This window comes from Pseudovibrio sp. M1P-2-3 (assembly GCF_031501865.1).
In the GTDB taxonomy this organism is placed as follows: Bacteria; Pseudomonadota; Alphaproteobacteria; order Rhizobiales; family Stappiaceae; genus Pseudovibrio; species Pseudovibrio corallicola.
On record NZ_JARRCW010000001.1, the window covers coordinates 2221562 to 2242975 of the forward strand.

The following is a 21414-nucleotide window of genomic DNA, read 5'->3' on the forward strand; positions in this document are numbered from 1 at the left end:
TTTCGGAACAATTCAATGTTATTTCCGCGATTTTTCGTCGATCGCCCGATCTTTGCTGCCGTGCTGTCGATGTTAATTTTCATTGCTGGCCTAGCCGCAATGTTTCAGCTCCCCATAGCAGAGTATCCTGATGTAAAACCCCCAAGTATCGTCGTGAAAGCGAGGTTTCCCGGCGCTAACCCGTCTGTTATCGCCAGTACAGTCGCCACCCCCTTGGAAGAGCAGATCAACGGTGTTGAGGGTATGCTCTACATGAATTCCTTGGCAACAACTGACGGCAATCTGTCCATTACAATTACATTTGCAATTGGAACTGATCCGGACCTCGTCCAGCAGAAAATTCAAAATCGCGTTTCACAGGCGCTTCCCAGACTACCCGAAGTCGTTCAGCGGCAAGGTGTAACTGTCGTTAAAAGCTCACCTGACTTGACTATGGTGGTCCATCTCAGATCACCCAATGATCGCTACGATTCACTCTACCTTCGCAATTACGCGACTCTCAATGTGAGAGATGAACTTTCCAGAGTACAGGGTATTGGTGATGTAGGACTTTTCGGTTCTGGTGATTACGCGATGCGTATTTGGCTTAACCCGGGAAAGGTGGCAGAAAAGAAACTGACAGCATCAGAAGTTCTTGATGCGATACGCAGCCAAAACGTGCAAGTTGCAGCAGGACAAATTGGCGGCGCCCCATATAATGATGGCATTCAAATTCAGTTACCAGTGGATGTGAAAGGACGCCTACAAACCGCTGAAGAGTTTGCAGAAGTCATCGTTAAACGCGATGCAGATGGAACAGTGGTGCGCCTTGGTGATCTCGCGCACATAGAAATGGGTGCCCAGCAATACGCCCTTCGTTCTTTGCTGAACAACAGACCTGCAGTCGCAATTCCTATCTTCGCTGCACCAGGCGCAAATGCGCTAGATATCTCCAGTGGCGTGCGTGCGACAATGGAGAGATTATCTCAAAATTTTCCTGATGATCTTGAGTACAGTATCGTTTATGACCCTACTGTTTTCGTACGTGATTCAATCAAGTCAGTTATTAAGACACTTCTAGAAGCCCTCGTTCTTGTTGTACTCGTTGTTGTTCTGTTTTTGCAAAACTGGCGTGCATCAATTATTCCGTTGCTTGCGGTTCCGGTATCCGTAATTGGAACCTTCGCATTAATGTTGCTTCTCGGGTTCTCAATTAATGTTCTGTCGCTATTTGGTCTAATCCTTGCAATTGGGATCGTAGTTGATGATGCAATTGTGGTGGTTGAAAATGTTGAACGCAACATTGCCGAAGGTCTTACTCCACGCGATGCAACAATACAGGCGATGAAAGAAGTTACTGGCCCAATCATAGCCACTTCACTTGTAATTATCGGCGTCTTTGTTCCTATTGCATTCCTTAGCGGGTTAACTGGCCAGTTTTACAAGCAGTTTGCGCTGACAATCGCCATTGCAACTGTTATATCAACAATAAACTCACTGACCTTAAGCCCTGCCCTAGCCTCTTTACTTCTCAAAGGAAGTGACCACCCCAAGGACTTACTCACCCGTATCATGGATAAACTATTCGGCTGGCTGTTCCGAGGATTTAACAAATTCTTCGGCTGGTCTACGAATTTCTATGCCCGTGGCGTTTCAGGATTTGTTGGTCGCAAGGGTATTATGATGGCAATCTATGCTGTTCTTTTAGTCGCGACCTATCAAAGCTTTCAGATGGTTCCTTCAGGCTTTATTCCTTTGCAGGATAAGCAATACCTCATTGGCTTTGCTCAGTTGCCCCAAGGTGCGACCTTAGATCGTACTGAAAAAATCATCCGGAAAATGTCCGAGGTTGCTCTTGAGGAACCAGGCGTCGCCGGTTCAGTTGCATTCCCCGGTTTATCTGTTAACGGGTTCGTGAACAGCTCCAGCGCCGGGATCGTTTTTGTTACTCTAGACGATTTTGACAAGCGTACAGATCCGTCATTAAACGGAATTGCGATTGCTCAGAAGCTCCAACAAAAATTTGCAGGTATTGGTGATGCATTTATCGCCATTTTCCCTGCTCCTCCCGTTCAAGGGCTAGGAACACTTGGTGGCTTTAAATTACAAGTGCAGGACCGGACCGATAAAGGCTATCAAGCGTTGGACGACGTTATGAAGCAAGTTCAGCAAAAAGCATGGCAAGCACCTGAGTTGACAGGTGTATTTTCCAGTTACAACATCAACATGCCTCAACTGTTTGCAGATGTCGACCGAGCCAAAGCGTTGCAACTGGGCGTTCCGGTAGATGAAATTTTCAGAACCATGCAAATCTACCTTGGCTCAAGTTACGTAAATGACTTCAATCTCTTTGGACGGACCTACCAGGTAATCGCACAAGCTGATAAGCAGTTCCGCTCCAAGCCCGAGGATATTGTAAAGCTGGAGACTAGAAACTTTGACGGGAACATGGTTCCCCTCGGATCAGTCCTTACTGTCACTGAAACCTTTGGTCCGGACACGGCATCTCGCTATAATGCATTCCGCTCTGCAGACCTGAACGGCAATGCTGCGCCCGGTTACTCCAGCGGTGAAGCACAGGCGGCAATAACGAAAATCCTTGAGGAAACTTTACCTCCCGGAATGGAGTTTGAATGGACCGAGCTTACCTACCAGCAAATACTGGCAGGGAATTCTGCTCTATTCGTCTTCCCTCTTTGTATTTTGCTTGTGTACTTGGTTCTTGCAGCGCAGTACGAAAGTCTGGCTTTGCCACTGGCCGTGATCCTGATTGTGCCTTTGAGTATTCTTGCGGCACTTGTTGGTGTTTACTTGTCGGGAGGAACGAATAATATCTTCACCCAGATAAGCTTATTTGTGTTAGCAGGGCTAGCATCGAAGAATGCTATTCTAATCGTGGAGTTTGCGAGAGATCTGGAAGATCAAGGACGTAGTATTGTTCAGGCAGCTGTTGAAGCCAGCCGATTACGCTTGCGGCCCATCTTAATGACATCCTTTGCCTTTATAATGGGTGTGATACCGCTAGTCGTATCCAGCGGAGCTGGTGCCGAAATGCGTCAGGCCATAGGCATAGCAGTGTTTTCCGGAATGCTTGGAGTTACTTTCTTCGGTATTATCCTGACGCCTGTCTTCTATGTTTTGGTTCGCATAGCTGCGGATGCTATGACGAAAAAGACTGACGCTATTGAAGGTAAAACCTCGTAACGACGTAACATATACAGTTAGATCATACTCCGCATAGCGGAGTATGATCTGTGACCTTGTGCATCACTCAAATTTATCCGATTGTGATGGAATGGATGCCTCTCCCGGCGCATTTCTGCAATACTGAGCAGAATGTAGCTTTTGGAAAAAGAGGGACGCAACCATGAAGAACCTTGCCGTTGTTGGAGTTGATTTATCAAAGAACGTTTTTCAACTGCATGGAGCCGCTGCAGACGGACATGTCGTGTTTTCAAAGAAGGTTTCTCGTGCGGGTTTTTTGAAGGCTTTGGGTAAGCTGCCAACTTGTCTTGTCGCAATGGAGGCTTGTGCGAGTTCCCATTATTGGGGAAGAGAGGTGGGAAAGCTGGGGCACGAGGTTCGCTTGATTGCGCCGATTTACGTCAAACCCTTTGTTAAGCGCCAGAAAAACGACGCCAACGATGCTTTTGCCATTGCCGAAGCCGCCGCCCGTCCCACCATGCGCTTTGTGGAGGTCAAAAGCGAACTTCAACAGGCCCGTTCGATGGTGTTCCGCACCCGTGAGATTCTGGTGCGCCAGCGAACCCAAATGATTAACGCGCTGCGGGCGCATTTGGCCGAACATGGACTGGTCGTCCCTCATGGCGCGGTCCATGTTGAGAAGCTGAGGCAGCGTCTTGAAGCGGATGGGGGACATCTTCCTGAGATTGTTCATGAAATGGCGAGGTTGTACTTTGAACAGATTGGCGAGCATACGCAAAAGATTAAGGTGCTTGAGAAAAAACTTCAGACATTGGCCAGAAACAGTGGTACGGTAAAAATTCTGCAAACCATTCCCGGGCTCGGCCCAATCACCGCGATAGCGATAGAGGCTTTTGCCCCCGCAATGGCCACGTTCAAGCGCGGGCGGGATTTCGCCGCTTGGCTGGGCCTGGTTCCCAAGCAGCACTCAACGGGGGGCAAAACGCGGCTTGGGAAGACGTCTAAAGCCGGCCAGCGTGATATTCGCAGGCTGCTGATTATTGGCGCGACAACAGTTATTTGGTGGGCCCGCAAAAAAGGCGCGCCCCGGCATCCGTGGCTTGAGGCCTTGCTGGCAAGAAAAGCTCCTCTGGTGGCCGCTGTGGCGCTGGCAAATAAAATGGCGCGAACAGTATGGGCAATGATAACAAAGGGAGAAACCTATCAAGATCCGGCAAGCATGGCTGTGTGAACGTGGCTTGTTTCGTCGGTAAGCCGGGAGGGATTGCAAGGGACATCTGACAGTTAAGGACCCAGGATCACTAAGATCGGATCAGGAAAACCAGTTTGCGACACGGAGCTTTGAGCTCGTGGTTATGATATTGGACCTGATCGGCGCTTATCCATAACGGCCCGCGAGGACAAAATCTTGCAAAAAGGCCTGATACACGTGCGCACTTGATCCCATGGTTTTTACGTCTGAGTAACTCTCGCATTGACTAAGGCATCCATACATGTCGTAAGCTTCCTCTGACCCTATGGTCTAGACACAGTTATTCTGCGTGCGCCTTGAACTGACGATAGGCTGGAACGCCCACTTGCCCGATCTGACCGTTTCTGAATATGTGAATGGTTTCAACTCCTCGTTTCCAGTGAACGCTATATGTTTATATGGCATTATCAGGTTGTTTGGTGGAGGCTGAAAAGCACAAATTTTCACAAGGATCAGGCTTTGATTGAGACTGTGTAATCAGCCCAAAGTTTGAGAGCATCATTTTTAGCCTGGCGGTAGGAATGAGAGGATAGATTATAACGACGCGGGCGGAAAATGGTGTTAATCTGGTCGTGGTTGGAGAGGAACCGTTGCACTTGCCGAGCCAACTTGAAGCGCCCCATAATCTTTTCTCGCTTTCTTGTAGGACGGTGCGAATTCTCTATGGGCAGACTATACAACTAAAACCACTGTATAAAATCTGCCAATAATGCGACCTAACAACTTATCTAAGTTAATTTGGCAATGCCTCCCGGAACAGCCAAAGCGCTGAAGAAAAAGGGTTGTTGGTTTCTATTCCTGCCGCCCTATTCTCCCGATCTCAATCCCATTGAAATGGTCTTTTCAAAACTCAAGGCCCACTAAAGAAAGAGGAAAGCCAGAACCTTTGAGGTGCTGATAAGCGCAATCGGAGACATATGCGACCTATTCACCCCACAGGAGTGATGGAATTACTTCAAGGCCGCAGGATATGTTTCTACATAATATCGAAAGGCTTTAGGTTTTGGGCCGCAATGGAAACCTTGGTAAATCCGCGTCGTCATGATGCACTATAGGCGCAAGCGGAGATGAAACACTGCGCACAACCCTACCGGATTTTGCCTGAGGTATTTTTTGGACGACGGGGTACGGCTTGCATTTGGCAAAATAGTTTTACTCGGAGCTGGTACGGGCACGAGGATTTCTTACGGGCCAATCTAGTGGCGAGGGAGCTATGAACAACGCTTGTGTCAAGCAAGGAGATACAGAGAAAACAGCCGTGTGGCTTGGGGAAGCTGCTTGATTTATTAAGAAAATCAAGAGCGCTGCTGACATTATTGACAAAATGTTGAGTGAGATGGAATCTCTTATGCAATAGACTGCTCTGAGTGTTTGAAAGCCAATAATTCAATGAATAGAGATACCCCCTATATTTCAAGGGTGCTTTGACTTTTCCGCTCACATAAAATGTTAATTCGACTCGGACTGATGCCTTCCCCCCCTTAAAGTCGATAATTGTTAGGACTTGAATGTGTCGCGTGGCGGCAGGCTTGGCCTTATGCCGTTTTGTGCAGCATAAGGGCTTTGGAGTGAGAGGGAGGAATTCAAATGATGAATGATAGTGTTCTTTCAAAGGTTGACAGTGGTGTACTAACATTAAAGCTCAACAGACCCGACAAACTGAATGTCTTCAACACTGATATGAATCTGGCTTTGCATGCTCAGCTTGAGAGGGCACATTCTGAAAAAGATATTCGCGCTGTCCTATTAACCGGTGCAGGGCGTGGTTTTTGTGCCGGGCAAGACCTTGGAGATCGAGATCCAAGTCGACGTACAAAGCGACGAAATTTGGGAGATACACTGGACACACTTTATAATCCGACTGTTCGGCTTATGAGGTCACTCGAAAAACCCATCATCTGCGCAGTCAACGGCGTTGCCGCTGGAGCAGGTGCCAATATTGCATTGGCCTGTGATATTGTTTTTGCAGCGCGTTCGGCCAGATTTATCCAGGCGTTTTCGAAAATTGGTCTTGTTCCAGATGTGGGGGGAACATGGACACTTTCTCACATTCTAGGAGAACCTCGAGCAAAGGCACTTGCACTGACAGCTGCCCCCCTTTCCGCCGAGACTGCCGAGTCTTGGGGACTGATCTGGAAAGCGGTAGCAGATGAAGACTTGCTTAACGAGGCTACAGCTATGGCTAATACACTAGCGCAGGGTCCAACAGTTGGTCTTGGGCTAACCAAGCGCTTGATACAGGCCGCAGCGACAAATGAATTTGACAGGCATCTGGATATGGAGCGAGATTGCCAGAGAGATGCGGGCTACACAGATGATTATGCCGAAGGTGTCTCAGCCTTTTTAGAAAAGCGTGCTCCCAAGTTCTCGGGCAAGTAGATGAGTGCTTCCGACGGAATGTCTGATCAAGACCTTGCAGTTGCCAAAGCAGTTTACCGAAAAGTGCGCTCAGGCATATATGGTGTTAAAATTCTTCGTGAAGACGGGTCAGTAATTGCAAAGTTACGAGGGATATCTCGCAGCTTGAATGAGACGATATCGAATACAAGCTTAACGGTTACGTGAATGTCTACAACGTTTCTCCAAAAGCGGTTTCCGATATTTGATTAAGGGGTCGTGCGTACATGAGGTTAAGCAGTGAAGTGGTTCTATTAAAACGTATACTTCTTTAATAGGAGGAGGCGTGGTTGCTGTGACAAATAATCGTAAATTTCTGGACCGCATTGAGGTTGCAAGCCGAGATGAAATCTCTGCCCTGCAAGAAACACGTCTAGCATGGTCACTCAGCCATGCCTATGAAAACTCGGCGTTCTTTAAGAGGCGATTTGACAAAAATAACATTCATCCGGATCACTTTACCGAGCTGGGTGATCTTGAGAAGTTTCCGTTTACCTACAAACAAGACTTGCGGGACAGCTATCCCTTCGCAATGTTTGCTGTTCCCCAAAATAAACTCGTACGTATTCACGCCTCATCAGGAACCACGGGTAAGCCAACTGTTGTGGGGTATACTCAAAGTGACATTGAAGTCTGGTCCGAGGTTGTTGCCCGTTCTATATATGCAAGCGGTGGACGTGCCGGCGATATTGCTCATATCGCCTATGGGTATGGTCTATTCACGGGGGGGCTGGGGGCTCACTATGGAGCAGAGAAACTCGGTTGTACTGTTGTACCTATTTCTGGTGGCATGACAGAGCGGCAAGTTATTTTATTGGAGGATTTTAGGCCCGATCTTATCATGGTTACCCCCTCTTATATGCTTTCCATTTTGGATGAGTACCGCAGGCAAGGTCTGGACCCGAAAGCATGTTCGATTAAGACTGGGATCTTCGGAGCCGAACCTTGGACCAACGCAATGCGCCAGGAAATAGAACAGACATTCAACATGCATGCAGTTGACATCTATGGCCTTTCGGAAATTATTGGACCAGGGGTTGCGAATGAGTGCGTTGAAACCAAGGACGGCCTTCATATATGGGAAGATCATTTCTATCCCGAAATCATAGATCCGAAAACGGGGCATATTCTGCCAGATGGTGAAATGGGTGAGCTGGTCCTGACAACCCTTACAAAAGAAGCCTTGCCTATGGTCCGTTATCGCACCGGTGATCTGACACGTCTCTTACCAGGAACTGCACGTTCCATGCGTCGGATAGAAAAGATTACGGGGAGAAATGATGACATGATCATCTTGCGCGGCGTTAACGTGTTTCCTACCCAAATTGAAGAACAAATTCTGAAGTGTAAAGGGATTTCGCCTCATTTCCAGATTGAACTTAGTCGTCGTGGGCGTATGGACCAGATGACAATTTTGGTTGAGCCCTCGGAAGGTTTCCACAGTGAAGAAGCACGTAAAACGTCTGGGAGCGAGTTGGTCCATCATATTAAATCTGTTATTGGGGTTTCTTCGAGGGTTCAGTTCAAATTACCAGAGACAATTGCCCGTTCCCAAGGCAAAGCAATCCGCGTTGTAGACAGGCGTTTGAAAAATTAGAATAATTCTTGTTGGCTGTTTGAATTCTACCCAACGGTACGCGTTAGGGCTTTATTGCAGCTCTCAGAATTTAAATTAAATGTTTAGTCCCGCGAGCAGATGGTGTGGTTGTTTTATAAATCTGTCCAGCTCTTGTGTCCATTGTCTGGTAATATAGTCGAAGGGTGTTGGGCCCCGAAGAGCCTTGAGGCGCTTGGCGAAGTTATAGGCCTGAATAAATGTGTCCAGATGGGCTCTTAGTTCGTTGTGTGTGCGGTAATAGTAGCGCCGAACGGTTGCTTCTTTAATGGTTCTGTTCATGCGCTCGACCTGGCCATTTGTCCACGGATGGGCTGGTTTGGTAAGCCGGTGGTCAATGTCATTTTGGGCACAAGCCAGAACAAATGCATGAGCACGAAACAACTGGCCTGTTGTGAGCAAATGTTGAACCTCACTGGCGTTCCAGCTGTACCCTTTGGGGTCAGTGAACTGGGTGCCGTTATCGGTCAGCACGGTATGGATCTTGTAGGGAACCGCTTCAATAAGGGCCCGCAGAAAGGTACTGGCAATCCTTCTGGTGGCTTTTTCAAAGAGTTTGACAAAGGCGAACTTTGAGGTTCGGTCAATGGCAACGAACAAATAGAGCTTGCCTTCTTGCGTACGAACCTCAGCAATATCAAGATGAAAGTAACCAATTGGATAGGCTTTGAAGCGTTTCTTGTTCGCTTTCATATCCGGTGGTGGCAGGCGCGAAATCCCATGGCGCTGGAATAAGCGATGCAGGGACGAGCGGGTCAGACGCGGGATCGTTTCCTGCAGGGCGTAAAGGCAGTCACCGAGTGGCAATAAAGAGTGCTTGCGAAAAGCGACACACGCCGCTTCTTCTGCCACGCTCAGGACTGTGGAGCGGGGATTCTTCCGCCCCATAGGTTGATCTTCCACGCTATTGCGATGTTTCCACTTCATCACCGTTTTGGGATTGATGTTATAGCGCCGGCTCAACTCTTTGATGGTTGCATCCGATTTTTGTATGGCTGATCGAACCGCGTGAGTAGTCGTGGCGCTGCCGTGTAATACCTGTCCCATAAGTCCTCCCGAAATGATGAAGTCAATGTTAAACCGATTCCATCTGCTCGCGGGACTAAACATCTAATGTGCTGGGACAGAAGAAGTTTCTTGCTATCGAGGATGGTGTGCGCGAAAGCACGCAGAGCTGGCGGGAGGTGCTGTTAAAGTTGAAAGAGCGTGGCATGAACGCGCCCAAACTGGCAACCGGTGACGGGGCTATGGGGTTTTGGGTTGCCCTTGACCAAGTCTACAGCGCGACGCGCCACCAACGCTGCTGGGTGCATAAGACAAACAATATCGTTGGCTACCTGCCCAAGTCGGTGCAGGATAAGGCAAGGGTTGCCGTAAAAGATATTTGGATGGCGCCGACGAAGGCAGCGGCTGAAACAGCTTTTGATCTGTTTGTTGAACAGTTTGAGGGTAAGTATCCCAAGGCTGTAGAATGCCTTCTCAAGGACCAGCACGACCTCCTCACGTTCTATGATTTTCCGCAGATGCACTGGCAGTCCATCCGCACCTCTAACCCCATTGAATCCACATTCGCTACCATAAGACACCGCACCAAACGCGCTAAGGGCTGCCTCAACCGCGATGGCATGCTGCAGATGATGTTCAAACTCGCGCAATGCGCGCAGACAAGATGGCGAAAACTACGCGGCTTTGCCGATCTTGGCAAACTCATCACAGGCATCGACTTCAAAGATGGAATTGAACAACAACAACCCGATCAGAAAGCTGCTTAAGCAAATGCTCATACACCAGAATTGACAATACCTCAGAATCTCGCGATATCCTTCTGAATTGACAGCCGAAGCCACCAGCAATGAAACATTGCGTACTTCCCCAGCCCAAGTGCGCTTCATCACAATGCCGTCCAGATACAGGTAAGGATGGTTGCCCTCGATGGGGCGCTGGCACCATTGCTCGATCTTGGCATAGATCTTCTTATTGAGGTTGGATACTGTACCTGGCGACACCCGCGTGCCCCACAGAGCCTCGGTTATATCTTCTACACGGCGTACTGAGACGCCGGCCAGATACATCTCGATAAGCGCTTCTTCTACCGAGCTTTCCCGGCGCTGGTAACGCTCGATGATGGCCGTCTCAAAGGCTTGCTTGCGCAGCTTCGGCATCTTCAGTTTCACCGGCCCTGCCTTGGTATGCAGAGAGCGCTCATAACTGCCTGCCCGCGTGTCCCGGCGCCCTTCAGAGCGCTCATAGCGTCCAGCCCCGCACAATTGGTCGGCTTCCGCATCCAGCATCGCATTCAAGGCCTCTTCAACCGTGCCACGCACCATCTCGCCAAGATGGTCCTTGATCCGCGCCTCATCAATGCGGATGACGTTGTTCAATTCCTTCTGCTTATCACTCTCATCCATAATTTGATCCCCTCATCCAGTGTGAGTGGAACCGAACTCAACAGCAAATGTGATGGAGTGGATGCCCCACCCGGCGGCATCGCAATGTGCCATATTTACGATTGAAGCAATCGAAGATTGGGAAGGGACATCCATGGCAGAGGTTAGCATTATAGGTTTAGATTTGGCAAAGCACAGTTTTCAAGCTCATGGTGCGGCACCAGACGGCAAGGTTTTATTTCGACGGAAATTGTCACGCGGGCAGATGTTACCGTTCTTTGCCAAACAAGAACCTTGTGTTGTGGCAATGGAAGCTTGCGCTACTGCCCATAGTTGGGGGCGAGAAATTCGCGCTCTGGGGCATGATGTTAAATTGATTCCCCCAATCTATGTGAAACCATTTGTAAAACGTCAAAAAAACGATGCAGCTGACGCGGAAGCCATTGCGGAAGCAGCGTCGCGCCCCACAATGCGTACGGTTCCGATAAAATCAAAGGATCAGCAAAGTCGCGCCGTGTTATTCCGTAGCCGCGATCTTTTTGTACGTCAACGTACTCAGTTGATCAACGCCTTGAGAGCTCATTTGGCTGAGTTTGGCTGCCTCGCACCAAGAAAGGCGATACACGTTAAGAAACTGGCTGAGGCTTTGAATGCTCCGAACAGTGACCTGCCTCCTGTGGTGCTTCAACTCGGTCAGATCTACCTGGAGCAAATTGCACTGCTCACAAACCGGATCCAGTCCCTGGAAAAGCAGCTTCGAATAGAAGCGAACCAGGACAAGGCTGCGCAAAGATTGCAAACCATGCCCGGAATAGGGCCGATAACGGCCATGGCGGTTACAGCATTTGCCCCATCAATGAGCACGTTCCGCCGAGGGCGGGACTTTGCCGCATGGCTGGGGCTTGTGCCAAAACAATATTCAACAGGGGGAAGGCAGATCTTGGGCCGAACCTCGAAAATGGGCCAGCGCGATATCCGAAGGCTTTTGATCATCGGAGCTATGGCACTCATTGGTGCTGCCCGGCGGACGGGGAGGCCAGAAAGCTTATGGCTTGGAAGAATGCTTGAAAGAAAACCAAGTATGGTGGTGGCTATCGCGCTTGCAAACAAAATGGCTCGTAGATTGTGGGCTATGTTGGTCAAAGATGAAGACTACCGAAACCTGTCCCCGGCTAAATAGGTGCTTCAGGACAGGTCCGTCGGGATGTGAGGAGGGCTTTGAGCAGTAAGGGTAAACGATCGACTAGATCCGACTTGGCATAACCAGTCTTTCGCACCGGGCAAAAAGCCCGCAAATGTGTATTGGAGCCAAGTTGCGTATCTCCATACCGGCCCGCGGCAAATGCAGCGCCGCACAACGAGGCCTGACAGATGACCGCAACCGATCACATGCCAAAATTGCTCGAAAAACAACTTGCAAAACACGGGGCATCCACAGATGCCAAAGAAATTGTACGTTATCGCATCCCGCAAACAAAGGCCATTTTGGGGAATAAACATTATAACTGATAAAACGCGTCTGTTCTCTACCCTTGCCCAACCTCGAGATCGTGGAGAGCAAATAGATATTTGAGCCATAGAGACTTCAGATAAAAGGGATAAGTCACCCATGGCAGAGGCTTATAAATCAGTATGAAGCCTCTGGAAATACAATTCAGCTTAATGTGTCCAAATTCTAGTATGGGACCGCAAAACCAGCGGCCCCCAATTGACTACTGGAATGTTAATGCTGGCACACCGTTTCAGGAATCGGCCATGTTTTCGCGACCATTGTCAAAACGTCATATTGTGCTGCAACTTCACCATTTTGTTTGGTAACACGGCAGTCCCACCGAACTTCCCCATAATCAGCGTTTTCACGTGGGTTTATTTGCTTGCAGGTAAGTTGAACTGCCAGACTATCACCGAAGTAAACAGGCGTAAGGAAACGCAGATTGTCCACGCCATAGTTGGCTAAAACAGGACCTGGGTCGGGATCGACAAACAGACCTGCGGCAAAAGAGACTATGAGATATCCGTGGGCAACACGTTCTTCAAAAAACGGGTTTTCTTTTGCAGCTGCACTGTTCATATGCGCATAGAAAGTGTCGCCGGTAAACCGGGCAAACCGTTCCACATCCTCCCGCGTTACTTCCCGAGATTGGGTTCTAATCTGGTCTCCGACAGTCAGATCGCTCAGGGGTTTGCGGAACGGGTGGATTCCGTTGCTCACTGGTGCGCCGTTTACCCACTCTCCGATGATTGCGCTGAGCATTTGCGGCGCACCTTGAATGGCACTGCGTTGCATGAAATGCTTCACGGCACGTATACCGCCCATCTCCTCACCGCCTCCTGCACGGCCCGGACCTCCATGAACAAGCTGAGCCAAAGCCGCACCATGCCCAGTTGAAGACTTGGCGCTTGTGCGATTCCCTAGGAGCACTCGGCCATGATAAGAGGCCAGTCCCCGTGTCAGTTCACCAGCAATCGTTGGGCAATTGGTGAAAACAGAGGAGACAAGTGAGCCCTTCCCTTTGCGTGTAATTGCGACACTTTCCTCAGTTTCATCATAGGCCATTACAGTTGCGACTGGGCCAAACGCCTCCACCTCATGGACAGCATTCGCTCTCATTGCATCCTTGCAATGCAAGAGGACTGGATTAAGGAATGCGCCGTATTCCGCATCTCCTGAGATAAGTTTGACGTCCTCAATGCTACCATTCACAATATCAGCATCTACTTGGATTTTCTGAACTTGTCTGCGGACTGCATCTCGTTCTTTCAAGGACACTAAAGATCCCATCCGAGTTGTATCATCCTGAGGCAGACCAACAGCGATTTTGGAGAGTTTTTGACTAAGAGCCTCGATAATCGGGTACTCAAGATTACGTGGTACCAAAATACGGCGGATTGCCGTGCACTTTTGGCCGGATTTGGTACATATTTCACGAACAATCTCATTCACGAACAAGGAAAATTCAGGAGAGTCCTTCGTTACATCTTTGCCAAGTATAGTTGCGTTTAGACTATCTGCCTCCATAGAAAAACGAACCGATTTTTCAACAATGGCAGGTAAGGTGCGAATAGCATGTCCTGTAGAGGCAGCCCCTGTAAATGTGACGATATCCTGCTCGCCAACGTGGTCTAAAAGGTTAGTGGGGCTACCACAGATCAACTGCAAAGCCCCTTTAGGCAGAATATCCATTTCCAGAATACGCCGTGTCACCAGCTCTGTTAGATAAGCTGTTTGAGAAGCCGGTTTTACTAAGCATGGCACACCAGCAATCAAAGCGGGGGCAATTTTCTCCAGCATTCCCCAAATCGGAAAATTAAAGGCATTGATATGAATGGCCACTCCTTCTAACGGTGAGAGGATGTGCTGCGCAACGAATGACCCATCTCGCGACAGCTGTTCCACAGGACCTTCAGTTAAGACACTTGTGTTTGGAAAGTCTCTACGGGCTCTGGATGAGAAGCTGAGCAAAGTCCCAATACCACCATCGATATCGGGCCATGCATCACGTCTTGTAACGCCCGTGGCGAAACTCTCTTGATAGAGCTCTTCCTTTCGTTCCAAGAGCTTCACGCCAATGGCCTTTAACATCAAGGCCCGTTCGTGAATGGTGTACTTGCGCAGGGCATCTCCTCCCACTTTGCGCCCCCATTCCAACGCACCTTTATAGTCCAGTCCTTGGGAACCGATAAGGGCATACGCAGCTCCAGTTGCGGCATGGGCTATAGGGTGCCCCTCTCCTTCCCCCTGTTCCCAGGCACCGCAAAGATAACTTTGAAGACGGCGTGGATTTCCCCCTATTCTCGTCATGCTCATTCCCTCCTCCGCAAAATCACTCGTCATAGGTTAGAGATACTTTGTCAGTAAGCGGCAGACATTGGCAGGAAAGTACATAACCTGCTCGCACTTCGTAATCTTCCAATGCATGATTGGATTCCATTTCTACCTCGCCTTCGATTAGTTTGGCGCGGCAGGTTGAGCACACTCCTGCTTTGCAAGCATATGGAACCTCGATTTTTTGGGTAAGGGCCACATCAAGAATATGATCACCAGCTTTGGGCATTTTGAAAGAGCGGGTCAGGCCATCAATTGTTAGCGAAACCTCACAGATCACTTCTCTTCCATTTACCCGTTTGGCCTTAATAGGGGATTTGGCCTTACCCTGCTGGGAGGAGGAAAAAAGCTCAAACTTGATTTTGTCTTCCGACAGGCCATGTCGGCGCAGTCCGTCAGCAATGGTCAGCATCATCGGCTCAGGGCCGCAGATAAAAGCCATATCGACGGCACTGGGTTCAATGAGAGTTTCAAAAAGACGCTTCATTTTTGAGGCGTCGATAAGACCGAAAAAAAAGTCGACTTCTTGCTGTTCGGACTCAAGAATATGTACAACTGAAAAACGGTCCATATATTGATTTTTCAGATCAGCAAGCTCCTCACGAAACATAATTGAGCTTACATTGCGGTTAGCATAGAACAATGTGAACTGCGCATTTTTCTCATGCATTAAAACGGTTTTTATAATCGAAAGAACGGGGGTAATACCTGATCCTCCCGCGAATCCGAGATAGAATTTTGTTTTGCTTCTTTCTATGGGGGAGAAAAAATTCCCCATTGGGGGCATGGTCTCTATTATGTCACCGGTTTGAAGCTCCTCATTAATCCAAGTGGAAAAGGCTCCCCCGTCCACACGCTTAACACCAACTTTCAAAAGGGTTTCGTCAACTCCGCTACAGATGGAGTAAGACCTACGTAGTTCCTGCCCGTCAAAGTGACGGCGGAAAGTCAGATATTGTCCCTGAATAAAAAAGAACTTTGAAGTATCTTGCTCTCTTGGTTTCAAAGTGACTACAACCGAATCACGGGTTTCCCTACGAATTCCAGTAACTTGAAGGGGATGAAAACGAGACATTCAGATTTCCTCCCTAAGGCTAAATACATTTAAAATAATCGAAAGGTTCCAGACAGTCAGTACAGCAATAAGCTGCCTTGCAAGGAGTGGAACCAAACTGGCTGACCCTCTCAGTTCTTACAGAGCCGCATCGGGGACATTCCACAACATACCCTGCCTTTCCTAAGAGCTTACCAGCTCGTTCTTGCATAGGAGCTTTTATTGCTGTTCCATCCTTGGGTGGAGCAATGCCAAAGTCTTTTAGTTTTCGTCGTGCTTGCGTTGAGAGCCATTCAGAAGTCCAGGCAGGTGACAACCGTCGCTTTATCTGAACATGCTTAATCCCTTTGGCACGTAAGTGGGTCTCAATACTGAGCTCTATAAAGGAAGTCGCCGGACAGCCTGAATAAGTCGGGGTCACCTCAATAATTGCTTCTTGCCCGTCAAAGAACACACCGCGAACAATACCAAGGTCCATGATGGATATTACTGGAATTTCTGGATCAGGGACTTCATGGAGCCATTCAAGGATTTGCTCAGTACAAGGTGAACTGCCTGTTATAGAACTCACCAGCTTACCCCCGGGTAGGCGCGTTGCAAGAACTGCATTTCCGCCAGCAAATAACCCAGATGTTCTGTATGGCGGCCCTTTTTGCCGCCCGCGTGGGCATAAGAAGTATGGTCGGGTATAGTTAACGTGGCTTCCTCTAGAATGCACTGGAGTGCGCTTTCCCAGCTTGTTTTCAGGCTTTTAAGTGGTGGGGCAATACCAGCTGTTACCATCGCTTCATCAACGTCATCTTCCATGAACATTTCCATTGTATAGGGCCAAAGCTGTGCTAGTGCCAATTGCATGCGTTGCTGGCTCTCACGCGTACCATCCCCAAGGCGTACGACAAGGCCTGCAGAGCGTTCCAGATGGTAACTGGCTTCTTTTAGGGCCTTTGCTGCAATTTCCGCGGTGCGGGGACTGGCACTGTCTGTGAGGTTATTGAGGAGGTGGAAATGGAAGGTATCGAAAAAGAGCTGGCGCATGAGAGTAAAGGCCATGTCACCTTTTGGCAGTTCTACCATAAGTATATTTCGAAAGTGATAGGCATCACGCAGGAAAGCAAGGGTATCGGCATTTCGTCCCTTACCTTCGACTTCTCCGGCTAAGGTTAGCCACATCTGGGTGTGGCCGATTAAGTCAAGAGATATATTGGTGAGTGCTATATCTTCTTCCAAAGATGGGCCGTGACCACACCATTGGGACAGCCTGTGGCTAAGGATAAGCGTATTGTCCCCCAACCTGCAGAGCCACTCGAAAAAATTTGAAGATAAATCGGGACGGCTAATCATTGGGTCTGATGTAATGGACTGCATGTTCACTCCCATCACATATTCCCCACTTCCTCAGGAATGTCGAAAAAAGTTGGATGGCGATATACTTTTGTTTCTGCCGGATCAAAAAACGGCCCCTTGTCGGATGGGCTGGAAGCGGTAATTTGCATTGAGGGTACAACCCAAATTGAAACTCCTTCTTTGCGTCGAGTGTAAACATCGCGAGCACTTTTGAGGGCCACCTGTGCATCTGGTGCATGTAGGCTACCTACATGACGGTGATTGAGGCCATGCTGCCCTCGAATAAACACTTCCCACAGAGGCCACTCTTTCGACATTTCCAATCCTCCCACTTATGACGCTGGGCGGCGGGATGCCGCTTTTTTCGCGTAGGCCGAAAGGCCGTCACGATACCATTCCCCCTCATTCCATGCGTTGACGCGGGCTGCCATTCGTTCGCTGTTACATGGCCCGTTTCCCTTGATCACCTCAAAGAATTCTGACCAATTGGGTTCGCTAAAGTCATAGCCGTTTTTTTCGTCGTTCCACTTCAAGTTTTCATCAGGAATTTTGAGGCCAAGATAATCGGCTTGTGGCGCTGTCTGGTCTACAAACTTCTGGCGCAGCTCGTCATTTGTATTAATCTTGATCTTCCAAGAAATAGATTTGGCGGTATGGATAGATTCTTTGTCTGAGGGGCCAAACATCATCAACGAGGGGTACCAAAAGCGATTCAAGGCGTCCTGCGCCATTTCCTTTTGCTCCGGTATCCCGTTGGCCATGCTCATCATGATCGAGTACCCCTGCCGCTGGTGAAAGCTTTCTTCTTTACATATGCGGATCATTGCACGGCAATAGGGGCCAAAGGAAGTACGCTGCAACGGCACCTGATTCATAATAGCCGCACCATCCACCAGCCATCCTATTGCCCCAATATCAGCCCAGTTCAGGGTAGGATAGTTAAAGATGGAGCTGTACTTCATTTCACCTGAATGCAGTTTTTCAAGTAATTCATCACGGCTTACGCCTAGTGTTTCGGCTGCTGAGTAAAGGTAAAGGCCATGTCCGGCTTCATCTTGTATTTTGGCAAGCAAGATTGCCTTCCGTTCTAGCGTTGGTGCGCGTGTAACCCAGTTCCCCTCTGGTAACTGGCCAACAATTTCTGAATGGGCATGCTGACCAATCTGACGGATCAGAGTTTTCCGATAACCTTCAGGCATCCAGTCCCGCGGCTCAATTTTGTCACCACGCGCAATGCGCTTTTGAAACTCACGTTCTTGCGTGGTTTCTTCCTTGTCGGAAGTATCGATATGAGCCTTTACTATCTGTGCGTACATGATATTCCTCCCTACCAGATAGCTCACAGACCAGTTTTCGATCTTGCTAGTAACTTCTCCTATTAAAGGTACGAAATATACATACCTTTGAGTATGTATATCGCTCGGTGTTACTGCAAGTAGATGGCTGCAGTGATATTCCAAGTGTCTTTACCGCAATCAAAATTTCACCTTTGACCCTCCCAAACCAACGGTGCTTCTAATTGTGAGTTTGAACACTACATAAAGTATAGACACATAATGTGTCACAGTAAAAGACATAGTTATCATAATTTCGTGACATATAAATTGAAGGAAATTAATTGTTTTATTTCAAGTTATTACCTGCTGGTATTCGTGTAATGTCTTAAGTCTTCTCCGTGTTTGAGCTGTTTCAGTAGATAATAGGCCGATAGAATCGCGAAAAACTTGTCCTAGATAATTGTCGGAGTTTTCACTCAGCTGAAGGTATATTTTTTGGAACGTTTGCCGAGCTTTATATCCTGGCCATTGATCAGGCTGAGCATATCGGGGAAGGTTTGGATCATACAAAGCGGCCTGCCGAAACGTATGTACCAATCTCAATCGGATATCAAGTGAGGTTGCTCCATCCAAAGGTGCCAATTCTTCTTGCAGCTGTAGAATATCTGCCGCGAAATCAAGAAATGTGTAGTAAGCTGAAGCAACTGCGTTCAGATCCCAGATCTTTCCCGAGAGTTGAGCCATATCTTCTGCTTCTTGGATTACGTTTGCTTTTAAAGCGCACAGCCCTTTGGGCAGCCGTAGGCCAAGTTGATCAGGAGCGATGAAGATCCCTTCTCGCAGTTGCGCCCAAGGGTGCGTGGGGATTTCCTGTACCTGTCCGCTGGAAATTGCAAGTATCCATCCTTCCGGCGCGGGTTTGGGAGCATAGAGAATTTGTGAAGCGGCGTTAAACTCCTCTTTTGCTGTCTCTGTTAAATGGTAATAACCTTTTTTGCCAATTCGCTTTGCCTTTAACTTGCCGGCTGAAACCAGCCGCGATACAGCCGTGCGCACGAGGCTGGCGCTAATTCCATGTCTGGCGCAGCAATTTATAATTGTGCCCACCCACAGCTCATCGTTTCGGGCTGATGCCACATCTCCAAAGAGTGTTACGATGAAGTGGGTAGCCCGTGGCGGAGTGCGCGCTAGTTTATTGGCAATAGACACGGAAAGGGAGGTTAGTTTTTGATCTGCCTGAACCATCGATCTCAAATTTATAAGTGGAGTACACATTGGGGTAGAGTGTTTTCTTGAATAGGTATCGAATGCTTCCAGATTAGTTGTCAAGCAAGAGTAATGCTGCAATAGTTGATTAATTAGTGATTGTATTTTGACCATATAATTAACTAAAGCGCTAGGCTACACTTGTCTTGGAACCGGTTTTTATAAGGCAAAGTCTGGTTAGGGCGCTCAATAGCTGCTCATATTGCTGGAACACGCTTTAAAGTGCGATTGGTGCTCTCAGCAATTCAACAAGGGGGACTATTTGATATGACAGAATCAACTATGTTGAATGGAGAGGGTGACCTTACGACCTATGAGTTTGGGATAGTTCATCAAAGGCTCAGCAAAATCAATGTTGAGCTATACAATGAAGATCAGCTACCAACATCCACGCAGGCTCGCACATGGAACTGGGTTTCTATAGCGGCACTCTGGGTTGGGATGGTCGTTTGTATTCCTACCTATTTACTTGCCTCCTACCTTATTGGAGCAGGTATGTCCTGGGATCAGGCAGTTTTTACTATTTTGCTTGCAAATGCTATTGTACTTATTCCAATGGTTCTAATCGGCCATGCTGGTACGAAGTATGGAATTCCCTTTCCAGTGTTGCTACGAAGTTCCTTTGGTACTGTGGGGGCTAAAATTCCCGCTGTTGCTCGTGGTATTGTTGCATGTGGCTGGTTTGGCATTCAAACATGGGTTGGTGGTTCTGCTATCTATGTCATTCTAAACACGTTATTAAGCGGAGTTTTAGCCGGAGACCCCCTACCATTTCTGGGCATTAATGCAGCCCAGTTTACCTGCTTTCTAGCTTTTTGGGTGCTACATCTTTATTTCATTAAAAACGGCACAGAATCTATTCGTTGGCTAGAAACCTATGCAGCTCCCTTCCTACTAGCAATGGGGCTGGCCCTTTTGGGTTGGGCTTATGTGAAAGCTGGTGGATTTGGTCAAATGCTGTCCACGCCAAGTCAATTTGCACAAGGCCAACCAAAAGAAGGTCAATTCTGGACGGTATTCTGGCCAAGTCTGACAGGTATGGTGGGATTTTGGGCTACGTTGGCATTGAACATTCCTGATTTTACAAGGTACTCAACAAGCCAAAAAGATCAAATTATCGGACAAGCTGTTGGCCTACCCATCCCCATGGCTTTGTTTGCGTTCATCGCTTCTGCAGTAACTTCTGCGACGGTGGTTATTTATGGAGAAGCTATTTGGGATCCTATAGAGTTGGCTGAGCGTATGGGTGGAGTGGGCATTATTGTCGCTCTGATTGCGCTCGTTGTCGCAACACTGACGACTAACCTTGCAGCAAATGTCGTAGCACCAGCTCATGGGTTTTCCAACTTGGCACCCAAGAATATCAATTTGCGCATGGGCGGATATATAACTGCGGCTATAGGCCTTGTTATGTTCCCCTGGGTACTGGTGAACCATATTATCGGTTGGCTCATTGCCTATTCCGCATTGCTTGGCCCAATTGCCGGCGTAATGCTAGCAGACTACTATATCCTACGTAAAACAAAGCTAAATGTATCAGATCTGTTCCGCCTGAAAGGTATGTATACTGCTTATCAGGGATGGAATTGGGCAGGACTTGGAGCGTTGATCATCGGTATCCTACCCAACCTACCAGGTTTTCTGGCAAGTGTCGGATTGATCGGTGCCGTCTCTCCTTTGTTTGCGACAATCTATACTTATGCGTGGTTTGTAGGATTGTTTATGTCTGCTATCGCCTATCTTGTCCTAAACAAGGCCCTGAACAGGTAAGGCTGATATGCTGAAATTTTCGGGGCACGCTGATCTGGCTGCCCCGAATTTATAAGTTTATTATGTTTTATATTTCAATGAT

15 protein-coding genes and 4 pseudogenes are annotated in these 21414 nt (G+C 48.2%); 9 read left to right on the top strand and 10 right to left on the bottom strand.

All coding sequences use genetic code 11. The features are described from left to right. Nucleotides 1-15: 15 nt before the first annotated feature. Complete coding sequence (locus P6574_RS09615; protein ID WP_310620089.1) at nt 16-3183, top strand: efflux RND transporter permease subunit; 3168 nt, start codon at nt 16-18, stop codon at nt 3181-3183. 163 nt (nt 3184-3346) lie between these two features. Beyond that, nucleotides 3347-4375, top strand: a complete 1029-nt coding sequence (locus P6574_RS09620; protein ID WP_310620090.1) for an IS110 family RNA-guided transposase — start codon at nt 3347-3349, stop codon at nt 4373-4375. A gap of 473 nt (nt 4376-4848) precedes the next feature. On the opposite strand, the pseudogene P6574_RS09625 reads toward P6574_RS09620, so the two are convergent. Beyond that, nucleotides 4849-5058: pseudogene (locus P6574_RS09625) on the bottom strand (IS6 family transposase); the annotation flags it as partial. A 115-nt stretch (nt 5059-5173) separates the two neighbouring features. On the opposite strand from P6574_RS09625, the pseudogene P6574_RS09630 reads away from it, so the two are divergent. The 4 genes and pseudogenes from P6574_RS09630 to paaK form a co-directional block, all read left to right on the top strand. Continuing rightward, nucleotides 5174-5341 (top strand): annotated as a pseudogene (locus P6574_RS09630) (transposase); the annotation flags it as partial. A gap of 642 nt (nt 5342-5983) precedes the next feature. Next, nucleotides 5984-6775: a 2-(1,2-epoxy-1,2-dihydrophenyl)acetyl-CoA isomerase PaaG gene (gene paaG, locus P6574_RS09635; RefSeq protein WP_310620091.1), complete on the top strand. Its 792-nt coding sequence runs from the start codon at nt 5984-5986 to the stop codon at nt 6773-6775. Continuing rightward, the gene (locus P6574_RS09640; protein WP_310620092.1) at nt 6776-6961 is read left to right on the top strand and encodes a hypothetical protein; all 186 of its coding nucleotides are present in this window, start codon (nt 6776-6778) and stop codon (nt 6959-6961) included. It begins immediately after the preceding gene. A gap of 127 nt (nt 6962-7088) precedes the next feature. Further along, nucleotides 7089-8390: a phenylacetate--CoA ligase PaaK gene (gene paaK / locus P6574_RS09645; protein WP_405048089.1), complete on the top strand. Its 1302-nt coding sequence runs from the start codon at nt 7089-7091 to the stop codon at nt 8388-8390. A 75-nt stretch (nt 8391-8465) separates the two neighbouring features. Here the strand turns inward: paaK and P6574_RS09650 are convergent, their stop codons facing one another. Then, entirely contained in the window at nt 8466-9455 is a 990-nt protein-coding gene (locus P6574_RS09650) for an IS481 family transposase (protein ID WP_310620094.1), read from the bottom strand. A gap of 74 nt (nt 9456-9529) precedes the next feature. Here P6574_RS09650 and P6574_RS09655 point away from each other — a divergent pair. Continuing rightward, nucleotides 9530-10180, top strand: a pseudogene (locus P6574_RS09655) (IS256 family transposase); the annotation flags it as partial. 33 nt (nt 10181-10213) lie between these two features. Here the strand turns inward: P6574_RS09655 and P6574_RS09660 are convergent. Continuing rightward, nucleotides 10214-10816: pseudogene (locus P6574_RS09660) on the bottom strand (IS256 family transposase); the annotation flags it as partial. Between the two features lie 133 nt (nt 10817-10949). On the opposite strand from P6574_RS09660, the gene P6574_RS09665 reads away from it, so the two are divergent. Further along, nucleotides 10950-11975 (top strand): IS110 family RNA-guided transposase, encoded by a 1026-nt coding sequence (locus P6574_RS09665; RefSeq protein WP_310622113.1) that lies wholly within the window; start codon nt 10950-10952, stop codon nt 11973-11975. Between the two features lie 543 nt (nt 11976-12518). Here the strand turns inward: P6574_RS09665 and paaZ are convergent. From paaZ to P6574_RS09700, 7 genes are all read right to left on the bottom strand, one after another. Then, nucleotides 12519-14597 carry a phenylacetic acid degradation bifunctional protein PaaZ gene (gene paaZ / locus P6574_RS09670; protein WP_310620095.1) on the bottom strand — a complete coding sequence of 693 codons (2079 nt, stop codon included), beginning with the start codon at nt 14595-14597 and terminating at the stop codon, nt 12519-12521. Between the two features lie 22 nt (nt 14598-14619). Further along, nucleotides 14620-15696, bottom strand: coding sequence for a 2Fe-2S iron-sulfur cluster-binding protein (locus tag P6574_RS09675; protein ID WP_310620096.1), 1077 nt, complete (start codon nt 15694-15696; stop codon nt 14620-14622). Nucleotides 15697-15715: 19 nt separating this feature from the next. Next, nucleotides 15716-16237, bottom strand: a complete 522-nt coding sequence (gene paaD, locus P6574_RS09680; protein ID WP_405048139.1) for a 1,2-phenylacetyl-CoA epoxidase subunit PaaD — start codon at nt 16235-16237, stop codon at nt 15716-15718. 5 nt (nt 16238-16242) lie between these two features. Continuing rightward, a complete protein-coding gene (gene paaC / locus P6574_RS09685; RefSeq protein WP_405048090.1) occupies nt 16243-17052 on the bottom strand; it encodes a 1,2-phenylacetyl-CoA epoxidase subunit PaaC in 810 nt (269 codons plus the stop codon). Continuing rightward, complete coding sequence (gene paaB / locus P6574_RS09690; RefSeq protein WP_310620098.1) at nt 17052-17336, bottom strand: 1,2-phenylacetyl-CoA epoxidase subunit PaaB; 285 nt, start codon at nt 17334-17336, stop codon at nt 17052-17054. The genes paaC and paaB overlap by 1 nt, the downstream gene beginning before the upstream one ends. Nucleotides 17337-17351: 15 nt before the next feature. Then, entirely contained in the window at nt 17352-18335 is a 984-nt protein-coding gene (paaA, locus tag P6574_RS09695) for a 1,2-phenylacetyl-CoA epoxidase subunit PaaA (RefSeq protein ID WP_310620099.1), read from the bottom strand. Nucleotides 18336-18647: 312 nt separating this feature from the next. Beyond that, nucleotides 18648-19541, bottom strand: a complete 894-nt coding sequence (locus tag P6574_RS09700; protein ID WP_310620100.1) for a PaaX family transcriptional regulator C-terminal domain-containing protein — start codon at nt 19539-19541, stop codon at nt 18648-18650. 288 nt (nt 19542-19829) lie between these two features. On the opposite strand from P6574_RS09700, the gene P6574_RS09705 reads away from it, so the two are divergent. Continuing rightward, nucleotides 19830-21332: an NCS1 family nucleobase:cation symporter-1 gene (locus tag P6574_RS09705; protein WP_310620101.1), complete on the top strand. Its 1503-nt coding sequence runs from the start codon at nt 19830-19832 to the stop codon at nt 21330-21332. Nucleotides 21333-21414: the final 82 nt, after the last annotated feature.

Bases quoted from the DNA above. Each gene is read 5' to 3' on its own strand.
- P6574_RS09640 (WP_310620092.1), top strand. From the start codon at position 6,776: ATGAGTGCTTCCGACGGAATGTCTGATCAAGACCTTGCAGTTGCCAAA.
- P6574_RS09665 (WP_310622113.1), top strand. From the start codon at position 10,950: ATGGCAGAGGTTAGCATTATAGGTTTAGATTTGGCAAAGCACAGTTTT.
- paaB (WP_310620098.1), bottom strand. From the start codon at position 17,336: ATGTCGAAAGAGTGGCCTCTGTGGGAAGTGTTTATTCGAGGGCAGCAT.
- P6574_RS09705 (WP_310620101.1), top strand. From the start codon at position 19,830: ATGACAGAATCAACTATGTTGAATGGAGAGGGTGACCTTACGACCTAT.
- P6574_RS09615 (WP_310620089.1), top strand. From the start codon at position 16: ATGTTATTTCCGCGATTTTTCGTCGATCGCCCGATCTTTGCTGCCGTG.
- paaC (WP_405048090.1), bottom strand. From the start codon at position 17,052: ATGGGAGTGAACATGCAGTCCATTACATCAGACCCAATGATTAGCCGT.
- paaZ (WP_310620095.1), bottom strand. From the start codon at position 14,597: ATGACGAGAATAGGGGGAAATCCACGCCGTCTTCAAAGTTATCTTTGC.
- P6574_RS09620 (WP_310620090.1), top strand. From the start codon at position 3,347: ATGAAGAACCTTGCCGTTGTTGGAGTTGATTTATCAAAGAACGTTTTT.
- P6574_RS09675 (WP_310620096.1), bottom strand. From the start codon at position 15,696: ATGTCTCGTTTTCATCCCCTTCAAGTTACTGGAATTCGTAGGGAAACC.
- P6574_RS09700 (WP_310620100.1), bottom strand. From the start codon at position 19,541: ATGGTTCAGGCAGATCAAAAACTAACCTCCCTTTCCGTGTCTATTGCC.
- P6574_RS09650 (WP_310620094.1), bottom strand. From the start codon at position 9,455: ATGGGACAGGTATTACACGGCAGCGCCACGACTACTCACGCGGTTCGA.
- paaA (WP_310620099.1), bottom strand. From the start codon at position 18,335: ATGTACGCACAGATAGTAAAGGCTCATATCGATACTTCCGACAAGGAA.
- paaG (WP_310620091.1), top strand. From the start codon at position 5,984: ATGATGAATGATAGTGTTCTTTCAAAGGTTGACAGTGGTGTACTAACA.